This is a genomic window from Bacillus cereus group sp. BfR-BA-01381 (assembly GCF_022663555.1).
GTDB classification, from domain to species: domain Bacteria; phylum Bacillota; class Bacilli; order Bacillales; family Bacillaceae_G; genus Bacillus_A; species Bacillus_A pacificus.
Genome location: NZ_JAKUFR010000009.1, coordinates 1 through 23,423, shown reverse-complemented (window position 1 = coordinate 23,423; position 23,423 = coordinate 1). Strand labels below are relative to the sequence as shown.

Sequence of the window (23,423 nt, the reverse complement as noted above, 5' to 3'; positions counted from 1 at the left end):
CATCGTAACTAAGTATAGTTAGGATGACCTTCTTTTATATATAGGATTTATACAGAGTATTGCTCACCGCTTTCCGTATTTAAATCCTGTTCCATCTCATTTTCCTTTGGAATAGTAAGGAAATGAGTTAAAAATGCACCAAAGAAGTACAAACCAGCAAAGATCCACATCACGCCACCAACACCTAAAGGACCGATGAAGGCAGTTACTACTAATGGTCCAACGAATGCTGATAATCCTGAACCTAAATTTAAGACAGACATTGCAGCTCCTTTATTTTCAGGAGATAAAGATGGGACTAATGCTGTAAGAGGTACATAACCAGCAAGTGTTGCTCCATAGCAACAGGCAACAAATAATATTACCCAATAATTATGTCCTACCATTTGTGGTACATAATAGAGTGCAAGAGTTACAATGCCGCAACCGACTCCTCCGAACCATTTAATCGTATTTACCCAGCCAAACTTGTCTCCAACAATACCAAAAATAATATTAAACACCATATTTACAAAGAATAGAGTACCCCAAATTTGAAGCCATTCAGTCATCGTAAAATTATATTTCATCATATAGGTAGGTAGGAAAACAACAAATCCAAACTGAGCGGCCGAGTTTATAATTTTTACAATACCGCCTATACCAACTTTAGGATTTTCAAATGCAATGGTAATGCCTTTTAGTAATTCACTTGATTTGTTAGCGCTTACGGTTTGTGCTTTAAATCTGTCCTTATTTACAACAATTGAGAACAATCCTCCGACGACAACAAAAATTAAAGCGCTCCATAAAGTAGCGATTTCTCCGATTTTCGGAACCATATAGCTAGAATAAAAGGCTCCTATAACACTAAGACCTAGCTGGAATACGAACCAGAACCAGCCAACTGCTCTTGAAAGCATTTGTTGAGGCGTACTGTAAGATACCCAAACTAGGAACGAATAAGCAAATAAGGGATAACCAAACCCGCGTAGGGCATAGCAAATTAATATTACGGGATAATTCATATGCTGAATTCCTATACCGATGAACCCAATTGAACCTAAAATGAATGATACTAAACCAAACGTCATGACTTTTCTTGGTCCCCACATTTGTACAAATACCCCTGAAAACCAAGAAGAAGCAGATACAGTAATTCCGTAAATAGTAAACAAAAATGCAGCGTGTTCTAGCGTTAATCCTTTTTCAACGAGATAAGGGGATAACCATCCCTGTTCTAAACCGTCTCCAATCATAAAAACAATAATCCCTATGTATCCCCAAGTTAAATTAGAAGGGATCCCAATCCTGTCCATAAATGTTTTGTTTGAACTAATAGCGTTCATTCTCCCACCACCGATAAGTTATTTTTGGTTAAGCGCTTAATTCTTTTTGATAAAAAAAGTATACGCTTACATTATGAGGTCGTCAATTAAATTTTTGACAATTTACAACTTTCTTTTATAGAACATTCTATTTACTTATTGGAGAATAAAATAATGGTGAGTATGAAAAGAAAGAAATCCCTCATAGATGTGGGATTTCTATTTAAAGGCTTGGTTTTCTTTGTTATATCAGTATTTTAAAAGAGTATATTTGTAGCTTTTTAGAGTTTTTATTTCTAATTATTAATTTTTATTTTTATGTAATACGTATATTGAGGGAATGCAAAATTCGGATGAAAAGAGGAGTGTTCAAAAAAATAAAAATGTTTCCAATTTAGAATCAAGTGTGTATAATGAAGAAAAATAGGGAAAGCGCTTAACTTAATTTAATACGCTAAACCCTATAGACTTTCATTTCGTTTCTTAAATTTTAATATAGAGGGAGAAATCATATGAACGTTTTAAAGATTGGGATTATTGGTGCTGGACGAATTGGGAAACTACATGTTGATAATTTGCAGCTTATGCCACAAGTGAAAATTAAAGCGGTTTCAGATGTAGTAATTAATCATCTAGAAAAGTGGGCTCAAGATAAAGGGATTTCCACTCTGACTACAAACTATCAGGATTTATTATCAGATTCAGAAATTGATGCTGTCTTTATTTGTTCACCAACAAATACACATGCGCAAATTATAAAAGAAGCAGCTCTTGCGAAAAAACATATTTTCTGCGAAAAGCCTGTTAGTTTCTCGGTAGAAGAAACATTAGAAGCATTAGAAGTGGTGAAAGAACAGGGGGTATCACTTCAAGTAGGTTTTAATCGTCGTTTTGATCCGAACTTCAGGAAAGTGTATGATCTGATTCAACAAGGAGAAGTGGGACAGCCACATATTTTAAAAATTACGTCACGCGATCCACAACCGCCAAGTATAGAGTATGTTCGCTCTTCAGGCGGATTGTTTATGGATATGATGATTCATGATTTTGATATGGCTCGTTATGTGATGAATAGTGAAGTCGTTGAAGTATTTGCATATGGAACAACATTAATTGATCCATCCATTCAGGAAGTAAATGATGTTGATACAGCAATTGTCACATTAAAATTTGCGAATGGAGCTTTAGGGGTAATTGATAATAGCCGCCAAGCTGTTTATGGATATGACCAGCGTGTGGAAGTGTTTGGTGAAAAAGGCGCGGTTGCTGCGGATAATTGCTGTCCGACAACAGTACAAGTTTCTAAAACAGAAGGTGTTGTAAAAGATAAACCGCTTTATTTCTTCCTAGAGCGCTACACGCAGGCTTACATTGAGGAAGTAACACAATTTACAAAGTCAATTATTGAAGGACAAGCTGTTATTTGCAGTGGTAATGATGGATTACAAGCAGAGCGAATTGCGAAGGCTGCGAAGGAATCTTTACTAACAGGAAAACCTGTACAAATTGAACATAAACAGCCTGCATTAAATCAATAAAGCATGGGAGGTAGTAACAATGAATCCACTTATTTTTAAAGAAGATTGTCCATTAGACCTAATTGCAGTTGGACGTTTATGCGTTGATTTAAATGCTAATGAAACACAACGTCCTATGGAAGAAACAAGAACATTTACTAAGTATGTGGGAGGTTCTCCTGCGAATATTGCGATTGGTGCGGCACGTCTTGGCTTACAAACAGGATTTATCGGTAAAGTGTCTGATGATCAAATGGGCCGTTTTATTACAGGGTACCTCAAGGACAATAAGATTAATACAAATCAGATATGTATCGACCGTACAGGTGCAGTGACAGGTCTAGCATTTACAGAAATTAAAAGCCCTGAGGATTGTAGTATTTTAATGTACCGAGACAATGTCGCAGATTTAAATCTTGATCCAACAGAAGTATCTGAGGACTATATTAAACAATCAAAAGCACTCTTAATTTCAGGAACAGCTTTAGCGAAAAGTCCTTCTCGCGAGGCGGTATTTTTAGCACTAGAATATGCGCGTAAGCATGATGTAGTTGTATTTTTTGATGTGGATTACCGCCCTTATACATGGCAGTCAGAAGCTGAAACGGCTGTGTATTATAATCTAGCGGCTGAAAAATCTGATGTCATTATTGGAACGCGTGAAGAATTCGATATGATGGAAAAACTATTAAACTATGAACAGTCTAATGACCAAGTTACGGCTGAAAGATGGTTTTCTCATCATGCGAAAATCGTTGTAATTAAACATGGCGGGGATGGTTCAATCGCTTATACGAGAGACGGTCAATCTCACCGAGGCGGTATCTTTAAAACAAAGGTGTTAAAGACGTTTGGCGCTGGCGACTCGTATGCTTCTGCGTTTATTTATGGACTAATGCAAGGGCTTGAGATTCCTCAAGCGATGCGATTAGGTGGTGCTTCTGCTTCAATCGTTATTTCTAAACATAGCTGTTCTGATGCAATGCCAACACGTGAAGAGATTTCTGCATTCATGGAGACGGCTGAGGAATTGGTATAGAAACGTTATGAATCAATAATCAAGTAAGGGCGTATCCTATTGGACGCTTCTACATTACATAAAAGGGAGAGAATGAATATGACAGTACAAACAGCACAAATTGTAAAAAACTACATTGGCGGCGAATGGGTAGAATCCATTTCAACTAAGATGGAAGCTGTATATAATCCTGCAACAGGAGAAGTAATCGCTCAAGTACCACTTTCAACAAAAGTAGACGTTGACCAAGCTGTATTAGTAGCAAATGAAGCATTCAAATCTTGGTCTAAAACGGCTGTACCAAAACGCGCTCGTATTCTATTTAAATATCAACAACTACTAGTAGATAACTGGGAAGAGTTAGCGAAACTCATTACGATTGAAAACGGAAAAAGCTATAACGAGGCTTACGGTGAAGTTCTTCGTGGTATTGAGTGCGTGGAGTTTGCAGCGGGTGCTCCTACATTAATGATGGGAAAACAGCTACCTGATATTGCAACAGGTATTGAGTCTGGTATGTATCGTTACCCAATTGGTGTTATTGGTGGGATTACACCATTTAACTTCCCAATGATGGTTCCATGCTGGATGTTTCCACTTGCAATTGCTTGTGGTAATACATTTGTATTAAAACCTTCAGAGCGTACACCACTTCTAGCAGCAAGATTAGCAGAATTAGCTGAAGAAGCAGGCTTACCAAAAGGTGTATTAAATATCGTAAATGGCGCTCACGATGTAGTAAACGGTCTTCTGGAACATAAATTAGTGAAGGCAATTTCATTTGTAGGTTCTCAGCCTGTCGCAGAATATGTATACAAAAAAGGAACAGAAAACTTAAAACGCGTGCAAGCACTAGCGGGTGCGAAAAACCATTCCATTGTATTAAATGATGCGAATCTAGAACTAGCTACAAAGCAAATTATTAGCGCTGCATTCGGTTCAGCTGGTGAGCGTTGTATGGCTGCTTCTGTTGTAACAGTAGAAGAAGAAATTGCAGATCAATTAGTTGAAAGACTAGTAGCAGAAGCGAATAAAATTGTAATTGGCAATGGTCTTGATGAAGATGTATTTTTAGGACCAGTTATTCGTGATAACCATAAAGAGCGCACAATTGGTTATATCGATTCAGGTGTAGAACAGGGCGCTACGTTAGTTCGTGATGGAAGTGAAGATACAGCTGTAAAAGGAGCTGGTTACTTCGTTGGACCAACAATTTTTGACCATGTTACAAAAGAAATGAAAATCTGGCAAGATGAGATTTTTGCTCCTGTTTTATCTATTGTTCGTGTGAAATCATTGGATGAAGCAATTGAAATTGCGAATGAGTCTCGTTTTGCAAATGGAGCTTGCATTTATACCGATAGCGGGGCAAGTGTACGTCAATTCCGTGAAACAATTGAATCAGGCATGTTAGGTGTGAATGTTGGGGTTCCGGCTCCAATGGCATTCTTCCCATTCTCTGGCTGGAAAGACTCTTTCTACGGTGATCTTCATGCGAACGGTACTGACGGCGTTGAGTTTTATACAAGAAAGAAAATGCTTACATCTCGTTGGGAAAAGTAATCATTAAGAGAGAAGTAGAATCTGTCTAGTTGCTTGGAAGCGAAAGTAATGCAAGTAGTAAAACATAAGAAGGAAGTATTAGGAGTCTATCATATTCCTAATACTCCTTTTTCATATGCAGAATGACTGTTAGAGATAGAAAGGAGCAAATCATATGCAAACGGTTAAAATGACGACGGCGCAAGCATTGGTAAAGTTTTTAAATCAGCAATATGTAGAGTTTGATGGAAAGCAACAAAAGTTTGTTAAGGGAATCTTAACGATTTTTGGTCATGGCAATGTAGTAGGCCTAGGTCAAGCTTTAGAAGAAGACGCAGGGGAATTAGAAGTATATCAAGGGAGAAATGAGCAAGGAATGGCAAATGCTGCGATGGCTTTTGCGAAACAAAAACATAGAAAACAAATTATGGCATGTACTTCTTCCGTTGGTCCTGGATCAGCAAACATGATTACCTCTGCAGCAACAGCTTCTGCAAATAATATTCCCGTTTTATTACTTCCAGGAGATGTATTTGCAACGAGACAACCTGATCCTGTTCTTCAACAAATTGAACAAACACATGACTTATCTATTTCTACAAATGATGCTTTTCGTGCAGTAAGTAAGTATTGGGACCGGGTGAATCGTCCTGAACAATTGATGACAGCTATGATTCAAGCGATGCGGGTTTTAACGAATCCAGCAGATACAGGAGCTGTAACAATTTGTTTACCACAAGATGTCCAAGGAGAAGCATGGGATTTTCCAAGTTACTTCTTCCAAAAGCGTGTTCATCGTATTGAACGCCGTATACCTACAAAAGCCAGCTTAGCGGATGCAGTGGAAATGATTAAGAGAAAGAAAAAGCCAGTTATGATTTGCGGTGGTGGTGTAAGATACGCAGAAGCGGCAGAAGAACTCAAACAGTTTGCTGAAACATTCCACATTCCATTTGGAGAAACACAGGCCGGAAAAAGTGCAATTGAAAGTAGTCATCGATATAATCTAGGTGGCATTGGGGTAACGGGAAATATAGCAGCTAATACAATTGCAAAGGAAGCGGATCTTGTTATTGGGATCGGGACGAGGTTTACGGATTTTACAACGGCATCGAAACAATTATTTCAAAATGAGGAAGTTGAGTTTTTAAACATTAATATTTCAGAATTCCATGCGAATAAACTGGATGCATTAAAGGTTATAGCAGACGCGAAAGAAGCGCTTCTTGCTCTAATAGATGAACTGCAAGAAATTGATTATCGATCTAGTTATACAGTAGAAATTGCTGATGCAAAAGAGGCTTGGGAAACAGAATTATCACGTCTACATAATATTCGCTTTACAGGTCAAGATTTCACACCAGAAGTAGAAGGCCATTTTGATGAAAATTTAAATGAGTATGTAGACGCACTTGGTACACAATTAACACAGACTGCAGTCATTGGACAAATCAATACATTACTTGATGAAGATGCAATTATCGTTGGAGCGGCAGGAAGTCTTCCAGGTGATTTACAAAGAATGTGGGCATCAAGAAAAACAAATACATATCACATGGAGTATGGATACTCTTGCATGGGCTATGAGGTTGCGGGCGCACTAGGTGTAAAGCTAGCTGAACCATCGAAGGAAGTTTATGCAATGGTAGGGGATGGTAGTTACCAGATGCTTCATTCTGAACTTGTCACAAGTCTTCAAGAAAACAAAAAAATTAACGTCTTATTGTTTGATAACTCCGGATTTGGCTGCATTAATAACTTACAAATGAGTAATGGAATGGGAAGCTTTGGAACAGAGTTTCGCTACCGAAACCAGGAAACTCGTAAATTAGACGGGGGAATTATGAAAATTGATTTTGCAGCTAGCGCAGCTGGATATGGTGTGAAAACATATCATGTTACATCACTAGAACAATTACAAGAAGCGCTTATAGATGCGAAAAAACAAACAGTTTCTACATTAATTGATATTAAAGTATTACCAAAAACAATGACAAATGGATACGAGTCATGGTGGCATGTAGGTGTTGCAGAAGTATCTAAAAGTCAAAGTGTACAAGCTGCGTACGACAGTAAAGTAAGTAACTTGCAACAGGCAAGATCTTATTAGAGTAGGACACAAAGAGAGCTTTTTATCTACATGCATATTGTTAAGGAAGCTCTCTTTTTAACAAATAGATAAGAGAAGTGGGCGAAATTCTATCACATTTTAAAAAGAGGAGAGACAAGGGGATGTTTAAAGAGAATACGATTAAGCTTGGAATTGCACCAATTGCTTGGACAAATGATGATATGCCGGAGCTAGGGGCAGAAAATACGTTTGAACAATGTATTAGTGAGATGGCACTAGCTGGATTTAATGGAAGTGAAGTAGGGAATAAATATCCGAGAAATACAGTTGTATTAAAAAAATCTTTGGAATTACGAAACTTGGAGATTGCTAGTGCATGGTTTAGTACGTTTTTAACAACGAAGCCGCTTGAAGAGACGGTAGAAGGATTTATTAAGCATAGGGATTTCTTGCATGACATGGGTGCAAAAGTCATCGTTGTTTCAGAGCAAGGGCATAGTATTCAGGGGTTAATGGATGTACCACTATTTAAAAATAAGCCTGTTTTTACAGAAGAAGAGTGGAAAAAGCTTGCAGATGGATTACATCACCTCGGTAAATTAGCTCAGGAAAAGGGGCTACATATTGTATACCATCACCATATGGGGACGGGTGTTCAAACAACGGCAGAAATTGAAAAGTTAATGGACATGACTGATCCAGCGCTTGTATCTTTGCTTTTTGATACAGGTCATCTTGTTTTTTCAGGAGAAGAGCCTCTTTATATTTTGAAGAAATATTTACCTCGGATTAAACACGTACATTTAAAAGATATTCGTCAAGAAGTAGTAGAAGCTGTAAAGGAAAACGGATTAAGCTTCTTACAGGCAGTGAAGAATGGGGCATTTACAGTCCCTGGGGATGGCGTAATTGGATTTGATGAAGTGTTTACTATCCTTGCAAACTCTGATTATCAAGGGTGGTTTGTGGTAGAAGCAGAGCAAGACCCAGCTTTAGCGAATCCTTTTGAATACGCATTAAAAGCCCGAAAATTTATACAAGAAAAAGCAGGTCTGTAATTTCCGCATTTTGAGACTATCTCTAAGTTGATGATTGTGCAATCAACATTTCCTCTTACAAATGGAGTAAAAAGACGAGACGGTTAATTCTACATTTAATAAATAATTTTGAAATAGGTGAATATGTAATGCCATTAGTTCAAATGAAAGATATTTTATTAAAAGCAAATCAAGAGAATTATGGGGTTGGGGCTTTCAGTGTTGCGAATATGGAAATGGTCATGGGAGCTATCAAAGCAGCTGAAGAGTTAAATTCGCCGCTTATTCTACAAATTGCGGAAGTTCGTTTGAATCATTCTCCAATTCATATGATTGGTCCGTTGATGGTAGCTGCAGCGAAAAAAGCAATTGTTCCAGTAGCGGTTCACTTTGATCACGGTATGACATTTGAAAAGATTAAAGAGACGTTAGAAATTGGTTTTAGTTCGGTTATGTTTGATGGCTCTCACTATCCGTTAGAAGAAAATATACAAAAGACAAAAGAAATTGTAGAACTTGCGAAACAGTACGGTGCGACGGTAGAGGCTGAGATTGGCAGAGTTGGTGGTAGTGAGGACGGATCAGAAGATATTGAAATGTTGTTGACAAGCACTACAGAAGCAAAACGATTTGCAGAAGAAACAGAGGTAGATGCGTTAGCTGTTGCAATTGGAAATGCGCATGGTATGTACAATGGCGATCCTAATTTACGATTAGACCGCTTACAAGAGATTAATGAGGTAGTCCATATCCCACTCGTTTTACATGGTGGATCTGGCATTAGTCCAGAGGATTTCAAGCAATGTATTCAACATGGTGTTCGTAAAATTAATGTAGCAACAGCCACATTTCAGAATGTAATTACTGCGGTTAACAATACCGTCCTAAACACGCCGTATTCAGATTATTTTACGTATCACCAGGATGTTATTGAGGCCGCATATGAAAACGTTAAAAGTCATATGCAAATATTCGGAAGTGAAAACAGAGCATAATCAGAAAAAATTTCTTCATTACTAGTTAGAAGAAATTCGGAATGTAGTTAGCTGACAAAAGTGGAGAATGCTAGTGAAGCCATTAATTAAAAGGAGGAGAAAGCCATGTTAGGAAAATTAGGTGAATTAAATGAAGGATATAATGTATTAACAGAAATGAACGGTCAATGCAGTGATATGTTAATGGATATAGGCATATATAAGATGTCTAATGGAAAAGAAGAGTTGCTATTTGATAAAAAGAATGAAACAGCAGTTCTTTTACTAGAAGGGGCAATACGTTTAGAGTGGGAAGGAATGGAACAAGTTATTCAAAGACAGTCTGTGTTTGAAGAAAACCCTTGGTGCTTACATGTGGCTAAAAATGTGAAGGTTACCATTACTGCTCTTTCAGATAGTGAAGTGCTTGTTCAAAAAACAGATAATGATCAAGAATTTGCTTCTAAGTTATATACTCCAAATGAGTGTCAAAGTGTTGTGGCTGGAGAAGGAGTATGGGAGGGCACTGCACAGCGTGTCATTCGTACGATTTTTGACTATAACAATGCAGTATATTCTAATATGGTAGTAGGAGAAGTTATTTCTTATCCAGGGCGATGGTCCAGTTATCCACCTCATCACCATGATCAACCGGAGGTATATTATTATCGCTTTAACAAGCCACAGGGATTTGGATGTGCAATGGTTGGTGAGGATGCTTATCGCGTTGTACATAATAGTTTTATTACAATTCCAGGTGAGCTAGACCATCCACAAGCAACGGCGCCTGGATATGCCATGTATTTTTGTTGGATGATTCGACATCTTGAGAATAATCCATGGAATGATCGTATCATGGAGGAAGACCACAAGTGGTTATTAGAACCAAACGCGAAAATTTGGCCAGAAAAGGAATAGACGAAAATAAAAACGAGCAATCCTATTCATAGTGATAAGGTGCTCGTTTTTTTATTTGTGTGTGGAAAGGAAAATTCTTCTTACTGTTATCGCCGGATTATTGTCCTGCGAACATTTAAAGAAGGAGAATTCTTTCAGAAATTATGTAAAATAAATCTTTTATTTTGGTCTGTGTTTTTGAATTGTTAGTTATTTATTTTTTTGTTTGTTGTTCTATCTACATCTGAAATGGGTAAGTCTGTGCCATATAGGTCTTGGTTAATAACTTTATTGCTAATGTTTGGATTATGTTCCACTTGAGATGATGTTTCTAGCATTTGTTCTTGTTCCTTACTAGGGGTGTTCAGAGCATCCGATGGGACACGATTCATCTGTTTGTTTACTAGCTTTTCTTTATCCATATAATACAGCTCCTTTTTGAGATGAGATTAAAAACAATGGAATTATGAATAGACACTTCGATATTTTGAGCCTTTGAATGGAATTATAAACAAACTTATATTGCAAAGATTGCTTTTATTCGTTTCTTGTTTTGGTTTACATTTTGTTTCGTTACAAGTTTTGTTGTTAAACTGGCACAAGCAACAACAGATATGATAACCAATAGGTAGTGAAGGATAATATTTTTTCATAGAGAATAATGCTAGAGTAGGAATTAATCTATTTTGCTTTTAGATGAAAGGGGAATTCTCATGAATACACTTGTTAATGATAAGTTTTATGATACACGAAATCATTTATTTGAGGAAATTACTTTGTTAAGTGATACTCAATTTAATAAGAAACCAGATAAGGATAAATGGAGTATAGCACAAGTATGTCATCACTTAGTGTTATTAGATGAAAGGGTTATAAAGGTCATTTCATCTGGATTAAAAAAGATGGATAGTACACAAAATGAGCGTAAAGAAATTCAATCTATATTATTAGATAGATCTATAAAATTTATAGCCCCAGAAATGATTCAACCAAACATAAAGCCATTTGAAGTGCAGCAAATGGTCGATTTGTTAAACGACGCTAGAAAAGAATTAATGCGTTTCCTAAGTACAATAGAAGATGAATCTATATTAGAGAAAAAATCAGTGATGCATCCAGCTCTTGGAGAATTACTTCTTGATCAGTGGATAGAACTGATTTATTTGCATGAACAGCGCCATATAGAACAAATTAAGGAGATAAAATTACTTTGTGAAGTTGGAAAGTAAAAATCATTGTCTATTTTTAGAGAAATGTATGCTATTAAATTATATAAAAAAGAATTCAAATAATTTTTATACCAAAAAGTAGTGTAAATTCACTACTTTTTTATTGCTCTAATTATTAAAATAAAAGAAGTGAAAGTGGGGGGAGTTTAATTTCTCAGGATGATGAATTTCATACTATCGGACAATTATGGAATACAAAAATGCAACAACTATTAAGCAACGATATTGAAATCCATCTTGTAGAGATACCGAAATTAGTAAAACAATGGCGTGAAGAAAAAGTAAACCCTTGAGAAAATTCATTTGTTTGTTGGATGTTATTACTACCAGCGCATAGAGATGAACATTTAACTCAAACATTGTATTGGAGGGGATTGATATGAATCAAGATCCAATTTTAAAAAAGGAAATAAGTAAATGGGAAAATATGAGCCATGATTCTTCTTTCAGAACAGCATATGAAGCTCGCGAGAAATTGCTTTTAGATGAACAAGCTAAGCTAGCGCATGCTGAACAAGAGGGCATAGAAAAAGGAATTGAACAAGGTAAGATGCAAATGATCCGAGGGATGCATGAAATAGGTGTACCGCTTGAAACTATTGCAAAAGCAAGTAAGTTGAGTGTAGAGGAAATAGAACGTATCTTAAAATTAAAGTGAACATATATGAACCTATAGTACTCATGAATAAGAGAAAGTAGACACTCATTGTTATAGTACGTTTAATAGAAAAGCATTGCTGAACAATTCGGCAGTGCTTTTTCTATATCTTTTTTTGTTTTTCATACAGAATCCCCCGCAAAATTACTTTTTGCAGTTGAAGTTTTCCGAATAATAAGTTACATTTTTAAAGTTCAAGCAACTATATGACAGTACAAAAGGGGAGAAATATTGTTATTATGCAAAAAATGAAATGGAAGAACTATTTATGTTATTTTGTTATTCTTATACTTCTTGGAACAGCGGTAACAGTCAAACCATCTACTTCAAAAGCTGAGGAATCTGGTGTTAATATTACACTGTTAGGTACTGCAGATATTCATGGTAGATTTATGCCCTGGGATTATGCGCTTGATGGTGCAAATACGAGTGGAAGTTTAACGCAACTCTATACAGTTATAAAGAAGGTACGTCAGGAAAATCCAAATACCATATTAGTAGATGCTGGGGATACAATTCAAGGAAACTCAGTAGAATTATTCAATGATCAACCACAATCGCCAATGATGGTAGCGATGAATGCCATGGGATATGATGCTTGGGCATTTGGAAATCATGAATTTAACTTTGGCCTAGATACATTGAAAAAAGTTAGTGAACAATATAAGGGAAAGACATTAGCAGGAAATATTTACAAGGAAAATGGAGAACGCTTTCTTCCTGCATATACAATTGTTGAAAAAGGTGGAATTAAAGTCGGGATTATTGGTATGAATACACCAATGATTAGTGATTTTGAAAAAGGGACAAATCATCTGGATGGTTTAGTGGTGAAAAATCCAGTAGAAGAGACAAAGAAGGCCATTAAAGAGTTAGAAGGTAAAGTAGATGTAATGGTAGGCGTTATGCATATGGGATTAGAAAATGAGAATGGAATCCCTGGTACTGGGGTTCAAGATATTGCGAATGCTTGTCCGGAACTAAGCGCTATTTTTGCAGCTCATATGCATAAACTTGTTAAAAAAGAAGTTGTAAATGGTGTCATTATTACAGAACCAGATAAATATGGAACACATATCTCACGTATTGACCTTACTTTTACAAAGCAAGATGGAAAGCTGGTTCTAAAAGATAAAACTGCTACCGCTATACCTGTAAAAAATAATGATGGAACAACAGTAGTATCTGATCCTACACTTGAAGACACACTGACACCTTTTCACGAGTATGCGAGGGGTGATGCAAATGTTGTAGTCGCTCAATTAAAGGGCAGAAACCTTGTTCCTGAAAATGAAATAAAGGGTATTCCAAGTGTGCAGATTCAAGAGACACCTTTATCGGATTTCTTTCATGAAGTCATGCTCTACTACAGCAAAGCAGATGTAGTCGCCCATCAAATTGATAACGATAATGCCCGTTTGGATGTAGGTCCTATTAAGAAAAAAGATATTGCATATAATTATCAATATGCTTTGGGTGAAATTACGGTATATAAGGTAACTGGGAAAGACTTAAAAGACTATATGGAATGGGCAGCGGGGTACTTTAACTCATCTCGTCCTGGAGATGTAACAGTTAGTTTTGATAAAACCCGTCGTGCATCTAAATACAGTACGAACGATTTCTTTGGAGGCGTAAAATACGAAATTGACTTAACAAAACCATATGGAAGTAGAATAACAAATTTACGTTCTATTCGTACAAATAAACCAATCAAAACGAACGATGTTATGACGTTGGGAATGAATGCATATAGAATGGAGGCTCTTCAGGCAAAAGGTGGAGCTTTAGAGGGGCGTAAGTTTGAACAAATTTGGTCATCTAAACAAGAGAATGCATTCGGGGAAACTGGTGGAACCATTCGTAACCTTGCTATTACATATTTAAAAGAGGTAAAGAACGGTGTTTACACACCAAAAGTTATGCATAATTGGAAAATTACTGGTGTGAATACACATTCTTCAGAGCATAAGGCTGTAGTGGATCTAGTGAATAAAGGGATATTAGAAATTCCAAAAACTGAAGATGGAAAATATACAAATATAGCCTCTATAAATACTAAAGATTCAATTACAAAAGAAGAGATTGTAGCACTCTCACAAAAAGCAAATATTAATCCAAATCAGTTTAAGCATATAAAAACGAAAGGTGAATTTTACAAAAAACTTAGTAAAAGTGTGAAAAAAATATAAGAAAAATGACTCTGGTGCAAAAAAATTTAAATATAAAATAGTGATTTTTCTAAGTAGTAGATTTAAATTTTTAACTGGAATTGTAAATATATATAAACGAGCACCCTATCCCCATACATGGCGATAGGGTGCTCGTTTTCTATTTATGTATAGAAAAACTTGTCTACTTTTAGACTGTCATCCTACACACAATTATAGTAACGTGAATAGTCCGAAACAAATCTGTTTCGGACTGAGGGTTCAATATTTTATCCACTTTATTCAACGTTTTTATATTTATAGTTAGAATTTTCTGTTTTTTCTAGGTAAGAAAACTGGATTACTTTATTTAATAGATACTCCACCAGAGACACTCAGTTTTGTTGGTGCTGGCGTATCTCCACCATTAAATGAAGATTGTTGTGATACATTTAAACTAATCATACTACAAGCTAATGTACTTACTATTATCGTACTGAATAACACTTTTTTTATTTTTTTCATTACTTTAACGCTCCTTTTCTTAAATGTTTCTTATCAGCATGATTGCTAATATAGAAATACTTGCTCGCTTTAACATGATTATTTGCCTCGTAAAATTGTAGTGCTAAAATCTCTGCATATTCTTTTACACAATCCCACATTTCCTCTTTTTCAAAATAAGAAATGGCATCAGTAACTACTTTTTCTAGTTTAATTCTAGGCAGTTCTGTGATTAGTTCATTTAAAACTGCGAAACGGTGTTTATATTCTTCATTTCCTGACTCATTTGAATATTTCATTCCTTGCTCGATATATGCTCTTGCTAAGACAAATAATGCTTTAAAATGGTTCGGTATGGTATTTATAATTTCAGAACTCTGTCTAATCGCTAATGGATATAAATCTTGAATATTATATAACCAGCCTAAATTGGATCGTACTCGTAATAATAATTGTTCTTCATCATACTTCTTAAAAACATCAATGACCATATTGAGACATTCTTCCGCTCTTTCAAATTCTCTTAGATCTATACAAGCCAGTCCATATACATTGTCGCACAAAGCGATATTAATTTTATAGCCTACATGATTTAAATATATTTCTTTGGCTTTTACTGCATGTTGAATCGCTTCAAATGGTTGATAAGATTGATAACAGTATGTTGAAAATCTATACTCAAACTCAGCTTTTTCTATTTCGTCAGGTATATCTTTTAAAAGTCCTTCCGCCTTTTCATAGTGTGCTTTTGCCTCAGTATAATTTGCTATAATCGTAGAGTGGATTGCCTTAAAGAAATAATAATAGTAAGCTAAAAATGAAAATTCCTCTTTAATATGAGGTAGTTTTTCTATTTGATTAAAAGAATCTTTTGTAATACTCATTCCATCTACCAAAACTTTATATCTAAAATTCAGTAGGGAATAATAGAATAATACATATTGGTCTGTTTCTATTCCTTTTAAACTTTCTTTTACTTTTAGATATGTTTGTTTTGCTTCTACTACATGATATAAACGAATTTCTTCATACCATTCATGTAATAATTCCATCAATTGTTTATTACTTTTTTCTTGAACAGTCATAATATCCCCCATTTCTCTGTAAAGGCTTATTCTGATAATAACAGGAATTCGATAAATTAAATTTAATCACGATTTTTTTAATGAATATACAGAATATTCTGAATTTATAAGTTGTCCATACTTTTAAATTTGAAAAGTATAGGTAAGGTAGTACAAGTTTCGTTAATGTATTTTTTGATTTTTTTACAGTTTTCTATTAAATACTTCTTATGAGAGGGAGCGTAGGTTTTTGATAAGTATCATAGGAAGCGTAACTTTTCATAAAATGTAGGTTTATAATTCCGCTAAGTAATTATCATAATGAGAGTATACAGATGTATCAAACGAAACTTTTACTTAATCAAATATGATTTTATACTTTCTTAGTTTTGGTTAGGGAAATTTATATACTTTAAAGTAAAGAGCTTTATTTTATAAAGGGGGGAATTTTTGGGGTTATAACTCATGATCTTTTGATCTAAATTTATTTTAAGTGTTGAAAGGTTTGTAAAAAATACTTTACGAATTGTAAAAAATAAATTACAATTTTTCTGAGAGGTGTTCCTATTGTTACATAATAGAATTGTAGTTTGTCGAGCAGAAAAAGGTTGGACTCAAGAAGAATTGGCAAAAAGGGTTGGTGTTAGTCGACAAACTATCGCTACTCTTGAAAAGAATAAATATAATCCTTCTCTAATTCTTGCCTTTAAAATCGCAAATGTATTTGAAAAGCCGATAACTGACGTGTTTGATTATCAGGAGGAGTGAGTCATATGTTGTGGTTAAAAATTTTATTTTTAGTTGTAATATTCATTAGTCAGATGTACGTAATACAATTTCAGTCCAGTGATGAAGCAAAAGACGAAAGAGGGAGAGAAATTCAATATAAAACAAATAATGTGTTGTACAATATCTTATCTGTAGGTATCATTGCCATTTTTATTTTTCAATCAGTAGAAATAATTTCTTTAGAATTTCTACCTGATTTATTATTATATTTTGTGCTTTCATTAAGTGTACTTGGCAGTCTTATTATATTTATCAATAGACACAGCAAAAATTACTAATATAGTGTATTTGATTATGATGAAGGTAGAATGATAACGATGTACAAACTGTATTAGAATGGAGATTTATATGGCAGAGGTAGAATAAGGGGACTTTCAGAATTGAAAAGTATGAATGTTGTGTAAAAGGAATGTAAATTTTTAGGAATATAAAAAATGTATAGTAAATTGAGGGTGTATGCTAGATTATAATGAACAAGAAGTCGGGTGGTTCTGATTCTTGGTGATTGATAGGTCGTAAGGTCATAAAAAGTCTTGTTTTGGTCGCCAAGGCTTTTTTTATGCTGTATTCAGGCATAAAAACCTTGTATATCTCGAATAATTTGCCAAGCTGCAGTACGGGCTTTGTTTTTTCAATTGTAAAAAACATATTTGACTTACATGGCGCGAAGTATGGTGTAACTAATACCGAGAATGGGGTAGCGTTCTACTTTGCTTAGAGAAATGGGATATAGAGTAGTGAAGTGTGATAGAAGTGATAAAGATCTTACTGAAGTGTTAAAGGGGATTTACATTCATTTAGAGTATTTAAAAAAGGTGTAAAGTCAAATTCTATGGCTTCGCACCTTTTTATTTAACTTGGACTTTGTTTAAGCCCGTTAATATGTTCATTTTTAAGCGTTTATTGCATTTAAAATTGAAACTTTATTTGTTGTAAATAATACATAATTTTGTTTTACCGTTTTGATTACAATACGATCCGTTGTTCCATATGCAGTGCCAATACGGATTGCACTAGTATCTTCAATACCCGCATAGGTAGCATCTTCAGTAACCTCAATTACATCACGTAATGGAATCGTAATCTTCGCCAATTGCCATGAAATTATTAACTCTTCTTTTGTTTTTTTTACATCAATACCTAGCATTATACCAAGACCTTTCTATAATAGAATGCTACACTTCTAATCTTATTATACAAATTTTTAGATTAAATTTCCATATGTAGGAATAGAATTGGTTTCTACGTGTTAGTATCTTTAGTGTGTCAAACGAATAGGAGGATATACTGTCTTTCTGTTAAGAAATATGTTAAGAACAAAAGTTCACTTCAAATTAATATGAATTTGATATGGTTGTAGTATTATGAACGAGAAACATTAAGAGTGGCAGGAAGGAAATGAATAATGAGAATTAAATTAGTAGGGATTTTTACTTGTATGATTGTGATACTTGGTATCTTTATCGTTTATACCAATCAATCTATTGGTAAAGAACAAAAAACAACAAACTATGAAACCCATGAAAACTCCATAAATAAAGAGAAAAAAGGTACTTCAAATAACATAGCGAGTTCTTTTGCTAGTGTACAAGCTGTAGTTAATAAAGAATCTGGATTGCCTGAAGACTATAAACCGGAAGATTTAGTTGTACCAAATGTACCATTCTCATTCAGTGGAACGCTAGAAAAGAGTTACCTTCGTAAAGAGGCAGCAGAAGCACTAGAAAGGTTATTTGATTTAGCAAAGAAAGAAGGAATCCAGTTGAATGCTGTTTCAGGGTTTCGCTCCTATGATTATCAAAAAAAACTGTATGCAAAAAACGTGAAAAGAAAAGGACAAGAGCATACAGATCGCTTCTCGGCAAAGCCTGGACATAGTGAACATCAAACAGGATTAACGATGGATGTTTCTTCTAAAAGTGCAAATAATGAGCTAGAGCTAGTCTTTGCGAATACGAAAGAAGGAAAATGGCTGAAAGAAAATGCGCATCGTGCAGGATTTATCATTCGTTACCCAAAAGGTAAAGAGAGTATTACTGGATACGCTTATGAACCGTGGCATATTCGCTATGTAGGGGATATTGCTGAAAGTATATATAAGGAAAAATTGACTTTAGAAGAATATATGAATCTGTGAAAATAGAATTGAAGAATTAAATTGGTTTGCGATAGCAGTAAGGTTGTAAAAGATAGGGTTATGAAATAAGGTATTTCTTAATGCTCTTAAAGGGTATGTCATGGGATTGTAAACGATACTACTATTTTAGAGATGAAAGATGGCGAGTAATATCTTTACAGTAATGTGAGATGTAGGATCTTGCGTCAGGTGCAGAATGATAGGTATTAGGTTAATATATGATGGAATCAGAGAGCAACGTAACAGAATATAAATATTACGTATTAGGTTTTTTACTAAATAATAGGGCATCATTTTAATTAGAATGATGCCCTGTTATTTTTGCATAATCTATTGAATTACTTTTTCAATTTTAGGCATTACAGCAATTGGTGGTAAAGATTTGGTCCATGCAGCAGCATAAACATTTAACTGTTCACCTATAGTGTAATTTTCACCATCTGAAATAGGAACCCTTAAAATCTTATTTTGATTTACTAACTCCCACCAATCATTTTGGTAAGCGAGAGCTTCATCTTTTGTAGATGTTGAAGCAACCACTAAATAATTGTTTTCTACTGAAATGACATATCCAGTAAAAGGATCTTGTTCTTGTTTATGAATAGAATAAATAGGTGCAGTGCTTACAGACGCCTTATTAGAATCTGCAAATGCCGGTGTTAATCCGAAAGTAAATCCACATCCTAATGTTAAAGCTGTTACGGTTGTTACTAATTTTTGTTTTTTTGTAAACATAATACATATCCCCCTTATATTTTATCCCTACACTAGCAATTTTCTAGTTCTATCATATAAAACCTTTTAATATTAAGATGTTTAACAGTTCTGTCACATATAATCCATAAATGTTAAAATTATCTATTAATGGAAGTGGATTTGTGTTATAATTCACTAAGTGAAATATTATTATTACATTCATCCCCTGATGAATGTATACCCTTCCTTAATTGTAAATATGTTTGATTTTATTGGTGAAGAGGGAGGAAATCTCTCTTCTTTTTTTGTTCCTTCTAAAGTTCGAAGGTGCCTTGAGCAATAAAATTTGATTTTTTTAAAACAGTTGAATTACACACGTTCACTTTATTTAGAAGTGAGAGTGGGGGAGTTCAAAGAAAGATGGGGAAATAAAGCCCTGTCTCTTGATAAAAACTTATAGAAATAAAAATAAGATAGTTACTGTTGGACAGATAGTAAATCACGATTAATATACTAGGTATTACGAGTACGATAAAAAATATATAACTTCATAAAAAGAACTCCTATGTTACTTAGGAGTTCTTTTCGGATGAAGTCAACAAATTTATAGAATGTTGAATATTAGTTTGTTTTTTCAACAATAGGAGAAATAGCCTTCGCAGGAACACCAGCAAGTAAAATAGGGCTAAACTCAAAAGATGCAGCATAAACGTTCACCGTATCACCGATTATAATATCTTGTAATACTTCAGTTGAAGTTTCAACTTCATAAGTTATGTTGTTACTTGAAACTAAGATTGAATTATCAGATTTCCCTGTAACATTTCCTTTGATTTTTTTGTATTGATTCTCTAAAATATTTTGTTCATTTCCTTTTTGAATAATCGCGTTTCTTGCATCGAAAGGTAAGTCCATTAGAAGAATAGGGGCCATTTCAAATGCTTGAGCATAAACATTTACTGTATCGCCTATCTGAATGTTTGGTAATACTTTTGGATTAACATGGGCAAGAATGGCTTGATTTTCACTTGAAATTTCTAAGCTATCTTCGGATTTTTTTGTCACTGTACCAGAACGTTTTTTTAGTTGTGCTAAGAGTTTTTGTTCTTTATCTTTACTCATTACATGGTTTTCTTGTTGTTTGTTAGATTCTTCGTTTATTTTAGAAATAGAACTTACATCAGTGTAAAATACAGTTTGTCCATAGATTTTTTGATGTTTCCATTGATCTTTGTTAGCAACTTTAACTTTGTCTCCGTTTTTAAAATTAGAGTTACTACCATTCGGGAAGTCTATAGTAACTTCTTGATTATTTCCATTAGCATTTTTATATGCAACAGTCACATAATAAGAATCTGCATCATTTATTACACCAACTACAGCATTTTCTTCTTTCTTTGTTTGGTGGTCGATTTGATCAGACTTTGCAATAAATTGTGCAGCCTCTGCACGGGTAATTGGTCTATTAGGGGACCAGTTTTCTCCATCTTCAGTGCCCTTAGAAATTTCTGTTTGTATTAAAATATTGGCATATCTTTCTCCCCAATGCCCTTTTAAATCCTCAAATGTAGTTACGCTATTTTTAGTAACTTTATTTTCTAATTTATAAGCATTTGCCACCATTGAAGCCATGGATGCACGATTAATCAAACCTGTTGGAAGGAAGTTACCATTTCCATCTCCTTTAATAACACCTGCTTTTTCAACAGCTGCAATGTAAGGTGCTGCCCAGTGGTTTTGAGCATCTCGGAAAGATGGTTTAGCATTCTTATTAATTTCTAATCCAAGCATTATAGCCATTATTTTGGCAGCTGAACCGCGGTCAATTGTTTCAGCAGGAGCAAAAGTACCATCGGGTTTTCCATGTAATGCGCCTTTTTCAACTAGGTAATTTACAGAAGGGCTTGCCCAATTTGGGACATCTGGAAATTTATGAGTATTTGCAAATGCACTAGATGAGTAGGATAGTAGACTTCCAGCAAGAATTCCTGTAGCAATTAATTTGTATTTCAAAATGTAACACTCCTAAAAATTATTACAGCTTGGTAAATCTATCATTTATAGTTAAACTCATAAGTAATATGACCTAGTTTAATAGATTGGGTTGATATTTTCACTATATTACAGGTAAATAATATATGGTTGATTAAAACTATTATTTCGAAAAGAATTCACAGACATACACTTGTAGTAAGGGAATATTTAATATATTTACCAAGCTTGTGTAACCAGTGTAGTTACTTATATATATGAGTGTCAATTAAAAAAGAATTACATTTTTGTAAGATAACCATGTTAATAATATAGTAAGTAATTATTATATAAGGTGAATAATTACTCATTATAATAACTATAAGGATAGATTAAATAAAGAGGGATGTTTAGCGTTATTTACCAGTTATTTATTGTGGTTTTTATTTTCGTTGGACTTCTATTATTATTTGTATTATTTGGTCATCATACTGCGGGGTTTTTAAATTTAAACAGTCACGGTGGCCTCTTACCAAATGGTGCAACAGGTTTAATTATATGTATGTTGGTCGTTATCAATTAATTATTGAAGATAATAAACTTGTTTTTAATCCTATGTAATGAGAGGGCTCTCTAGATAAAAAAATTTACTTCGTGAAAAAGTTACTTGCTATATTATTAACCTTATTACCTTACAAAAGTGTAATGATCTTTTTGCTGACGTTCTTTAAAATCTGTAACTATAATGATTACAATCTAATTGATAATGAGAATCAGTTGGTGAATAGATGTGATTGGAGATGTTTTTAGTATATGAAAAAAGTCATTTTAGCTGGTGCATTAGGAATTGCAGCATTTACAGGAAGCAATATACCAGGATTAGATTCACTAACAGCAAGTGCAGCTGTACAAGAGTTCAACACTACAGTTGAGGGGAAAGTAATAGAAGTACAGTCAAATTATTTTATCATTGAAAGTAAAGAATTAAATGAAAGTGTAACTATTTATACTTATTTTCAAGCAAATGCAAAACCAGGTGAATATGTAAAAGTAAATAGTAATGGTCTATTACTTCAAAACGCATTTACTACAAGCTTAACGGCTAATTCTGTTGAGCATTTTGAATTAGCTCCTGGAAACTATGAGAAATATACAGTAGGGCATGTAAGTGAAGTTTCTTCTAATGAGTTATTAGTTACATATATAGATAATAACGGAAATTCAGAGGATCTTTGTGTACCTCTAAAAAAAACTCATAACTTTAAAGTTAATAACTTAGTGAAAGTAGAAAGTGATTTTTGGGCGAGATCCATACCACCTATAGCTGTAAATGCAAAAGTAGAAAAAGTTAAAACGCAAATTAATGATTATAGTACTAGTACTAAGTCTTTAGAAAAAGAAGGTACAACATTGAAACCAGGAATGTATGAAAAAGAAGATGGTCAACCTAATTTTGTAATCGGAGAAATTACAAAATTAGACAAAGATTATACTGATTATGTAGCTGTCAAGTACCCTTCTAAAAATGGGAAAAATGATGTTGTTTATGTGGATTTAACACAAGGTCAACATTTTAATATAGGTGATATGGTTCGAGTAGATTTTCATGATGGATCTAATTTCCATGGAATCGATAAAACAACGTATGACCATATCCAGAAAATTAACGATAAAATTAAACAGAATACAAATGAAGAGCAATGGGTTTGGTCTTGATTTTAATAAAATAAAATTATCCATCTATAATGTATATACCAATTCAAAAAGTCTTGTAATATGTTACAAGGCTTTTTTGAATTAGTTACTTTAAAACATTATCTTCTGGTTCATTTTTATTAGCTGCTTGCAAAAATGTTATATTT

20 protein-coding genes and 1 pseudogene are annotated in these 23,423 nt (G+C 34.2%); 14 read left to right on the top strand and 7 right to left on the bottom strand.

The window, feature by feature from the left end:
• Window positions 1-47 precede the first annotated feature (47 nt).
• Window positions 48-1,328, bottom strand: a complete 1,281-nt coding sequence (locus MR079_RS04925) for an MFS transporter (RefSeq protein ID WP_242293648.1) — start codon at window positions 1,326-1,328, stop codon at window positions 48-50.
• 491 nt (window positions 1,329-1,819) lie between these two features.
• On the opposite strand from MR079_RS04925, the gene iolG reads away from it, so the two are divergent.
• The 7 genes from iolG (at window position 1,820) to MR079_RS04890 (ending at window position 10,384) form a co-directional block, all read left to right on the top strand.
• Window positions 1,820-2,845, top strand: coding sequence for an inositol 2-dehydrogenase (iolG, locus tag MR079_RS04920; protein ID WP_242293647.1), 1,026 nt, complete (start codon window positions 1,820-1,822; stop codon window positions 2,843-2,845).
• A 19-nt stretch (window positions 2,846-2,864) separates the two neighbouring features.
• Window positions 2,865-3,863 (top strand): 5-dehydro-2-deoxygluconokinase, encoded by a 999-nt coding sequence (gene iolC, locus MR079_RS04915; RefSeq protein ID WP_139869125.1) that lies wholly within the window; start codon window positions 2,865-2,867, stop codon window positions 3,861-3,863.
• A gap of 78 nt (window positions 3,864-3,941) precedes the next feature.
• A complete protein-coding gene (locus MR079_RS04910) occupies window positions 3,942-5,405 on the top strand; it encodes a CoA-acylating methylmalonate-semialdehyde dehydrogenase (RefSeq protein ID WP_139869124.1) in 1,464 nt (487 codons plus the stop codon).
• 154 nt (window positions 5,406-5,559) lie between these two features.
• A complete protein-coding gene (gene iolD / locus MR079_RS04905) occupies window positions 5,560-7,494 on the top strand; it encodes a 3D-(3,5/4)-trihydroxycyclohexane-1,2-dione acylhydrolase (decyclizing) (protein ID WP_242293646.1) in 1,935 nt (644 codons plus the stop codon).
• A 122-nt stretch (window positions 7,495-7,616) separates the two neighbouring features.
• Entirely contained in the window at window positions 7,617-8,513 is an 897-nt protein-coding gene (gene iolE, locus MR079_RS04900) for a myo-inosose-2 dehydratase (protein ID WP_242293645.1), read from the top strand.
• Window positions 8,514-8,641: 128 nt separating this feature from the next.
• On the top strand, window positions 8,642-9,487 hold the full coding sequence (locus MR079_RS04895) for a class II fructose-bisphosphate aldolase (protein ID WP_242293644.1): 846 nt from the start codon (window positions 8,642-8,644) through the stop codon (window positions 9,485-9,487).
• A gap of 105 nt (window positions 9,488-9,592) precedes the next feature.
• Window positions 9,593-10,384 (top strand): 5-deoxy-glucuronate isomerase, encoded by a 792-nt coding sequence (locus tag MR079_RS04890; RefSeq protein WP_242293643.1) that lies wholly within the window; start codon window positions 9,593-9,595, stop codon window positions 10,382-10,384.
• A gap of 185 nt (window positions 10,385-10,569) precedes the next feature.
• On the opposite strand, the gene MR079_RS04885 is transcribed toward MR079_RS04890, so the two are convergent.
• A complete protein-coding gene (locus tag MR079_RS04885) occupies window positions 10,570-10,785 on the bottom strand; it encodes a hypothetical protein (protein ID WP_139869119.1) in 216 nt (71 codons plus the stop codon).
• 291 nt (window positions 10,786-11,076) lie between these two features.
• Between MR079_RS04885 and MR079_RS04880 the strand changes: the two genes are divergently transcribed.
• The 3 genes and pseudogenes from MR079_RS04880 (at window position 11,077) to MR079_RS04870 (ending at window position 14,442) form a co-directional block, all read left to right on the top strand.
• Window positions 11,077-11,592 (top strand): DinB family protein, encoded by a 516-nt coding sequence (locus tag MR079_RS04880; protein ID WP_242293642.1) that lies wholly within the window; start codon window positions 11,077-11,079, stop codon window positions 11,590-11,592.
• 146 nt (window positions 11,593-11,738) lie between these two features.
• Window positions 11,739-12,250, top strand: a pseudogene (locus tag MR079_RS04875) (Rpn family recombination-promoting nuclease/putative transposase); the annotation flags it as partial.
• Window positions 12,251-12,489: 239 nt separating this feature from the next.
• Complete coding sequence (locus MR079_RS04870) at window positions 12,490-14,442, top strand: bifunctional metallophosphatase/5'-nucleotidase (RefSeq protein WP_242293641.1); 1,953 nt, start codon at window positions 12,490-12,492, stop codon at window positions 14,440-14,442.
• A gap of 324 nt (window positions 14,443-14,766) precedes the next feature.
• Here the strand turns inward: MR079_RS04870 and MR079_RS04865 are convergent, their stop codons facing one another.
• Window positions 14,767-14,925 carry a Phr family secreted Rap phosphatase inhibitor gene (locus MR079_RS04865; RefSeq protein WP_000721405.1) on the bottom strand — a complete coding sequence of 53 codons (159 nt, stop codon included), beginning with the start codon at window positions 14,923-14,925 and terminating at the stop codon, window positions 14,767-14,769.
• Entirely contained in the window at window positions 14,925-15,989 is a 1,065-nt protein-coding gene (locus MR079_RS04860; protein ID WP_242293640.1) for a response regulator aspartate phosphatase, read from the bottom strand. Before MR079_RS04860 ends, MR079_RS04865 begins: the two co-directional genes overlap by 1 nt.
• A gap of 546 nt (window positions 15,990-16,535) precedes the next feature.
• Between MR079_RS04860 and MR079_RS04855 the strand changes: the two genes are divergently transcribed.
• Both MR079_RS04855 and MR079_RS04850 read left to right on the top strand, forming a co-directional pair.
• The gene (locus MR079_RS04855) at window positions 16,536-16,736 is read left to right on the top strand and encodes a helix-turn-helix transcriptional regulator (protein ID WP_000903071.1); all 201 of its coding nucleotides are present in this window, start codon (window positions 16,536-16,538) and stop codon (window positions 16,734-16,736) included.
• 5 nt (window positions 16,737-16,741) lie between these two features.
• Complete coding sequence (locus tag MR079_RS04850; RefSeq protein WP_000964481.1) at window positions 16,742-17,035, top strand: hypothetical protein; 294 nt, start codon at window positions 16,742-16,744, stop codon at window positions 17,033-17,035.
• 614 nt (window positions 17,036-17,649) lie between these two features.
• Here MR079_RS04850 and MR079_RS04845 read toward each other — a convergent pair.
• Window positions 17,650-17,904, bottom strand: a complete 255-nt coding sequence (locus MR079_RS04845; protein ID WP_087952290.1) for a SunI/YnzG family protein — start codon at window positions 17,902-17,904, stop codon at window positions 17,650-17,652.
• A 258-nt stretch (window positions 17,905-18,162) separates the two neighbouring features.
• Between MR079_RS04845 and MR079_RS04840 the strand changes: the two genes are divergently transcribed.
• Window positions 18,163-18,894: a M15 family metallopeptidase gene (locus tag MR079_RS04840; protein WP_242293639.1), complete on the top strand. Its 732-nt coding sequence runs from the start codon at window positions 18,163-18,165 to the stop codon at window positions 18,892-18,894.
• Window positions 18,895-19,224: 330 nt separating this feature from the next.
• On the opposite strand, the gene MR079_RS04835 is transcribed toward MR079_RS04840, so the two are convergent.
• Both MR079_RS04835 and MR079_RS04830 read right to left on the bottom strand, forming a co-directional pair.
• Window positions 19,225-19,629: a DUF3221 domain-containing protein gene (locus MR079_RS04835; protein ID WP_048554432.1), complete on the bottom strand. Its 405-nt coding sequence runs from the start codon at window positions 19,627-19,629 to the stop codon at window positions 19,225-19,227.
• A 582-nt stretch (window positions 19,630-20,211) separates the two neighbouring features.
• Window positions 20,212-21,603 (bottom strand): S-layer homology domain-containing protein, encoded by a 1,392-nt coding sequence (locus MR079_RS04830; protein ID WP_048554434.1) that lies wholly within the window; start codon window positions 21,601-21,603, stop codon window positions 20,212-20,214.
• 771 nt (window positions 21,604-22,374) lie between these two features.
• Here MR079_RS04830 and MR079_RS04820 point away from each other — a divergent pair.
• Window positions 22,375-23,277, top strand: a complete 903-nt coding sequence (locus MR079_RS04820) for a hypothetical protein (protein WP_242293638.1) — start codon at window positions 22,375-22,377, stop codon at window positions 23,275-23,277.
• Window positions 23,278-23,423 lie beyond the last annotated feature (146 nt).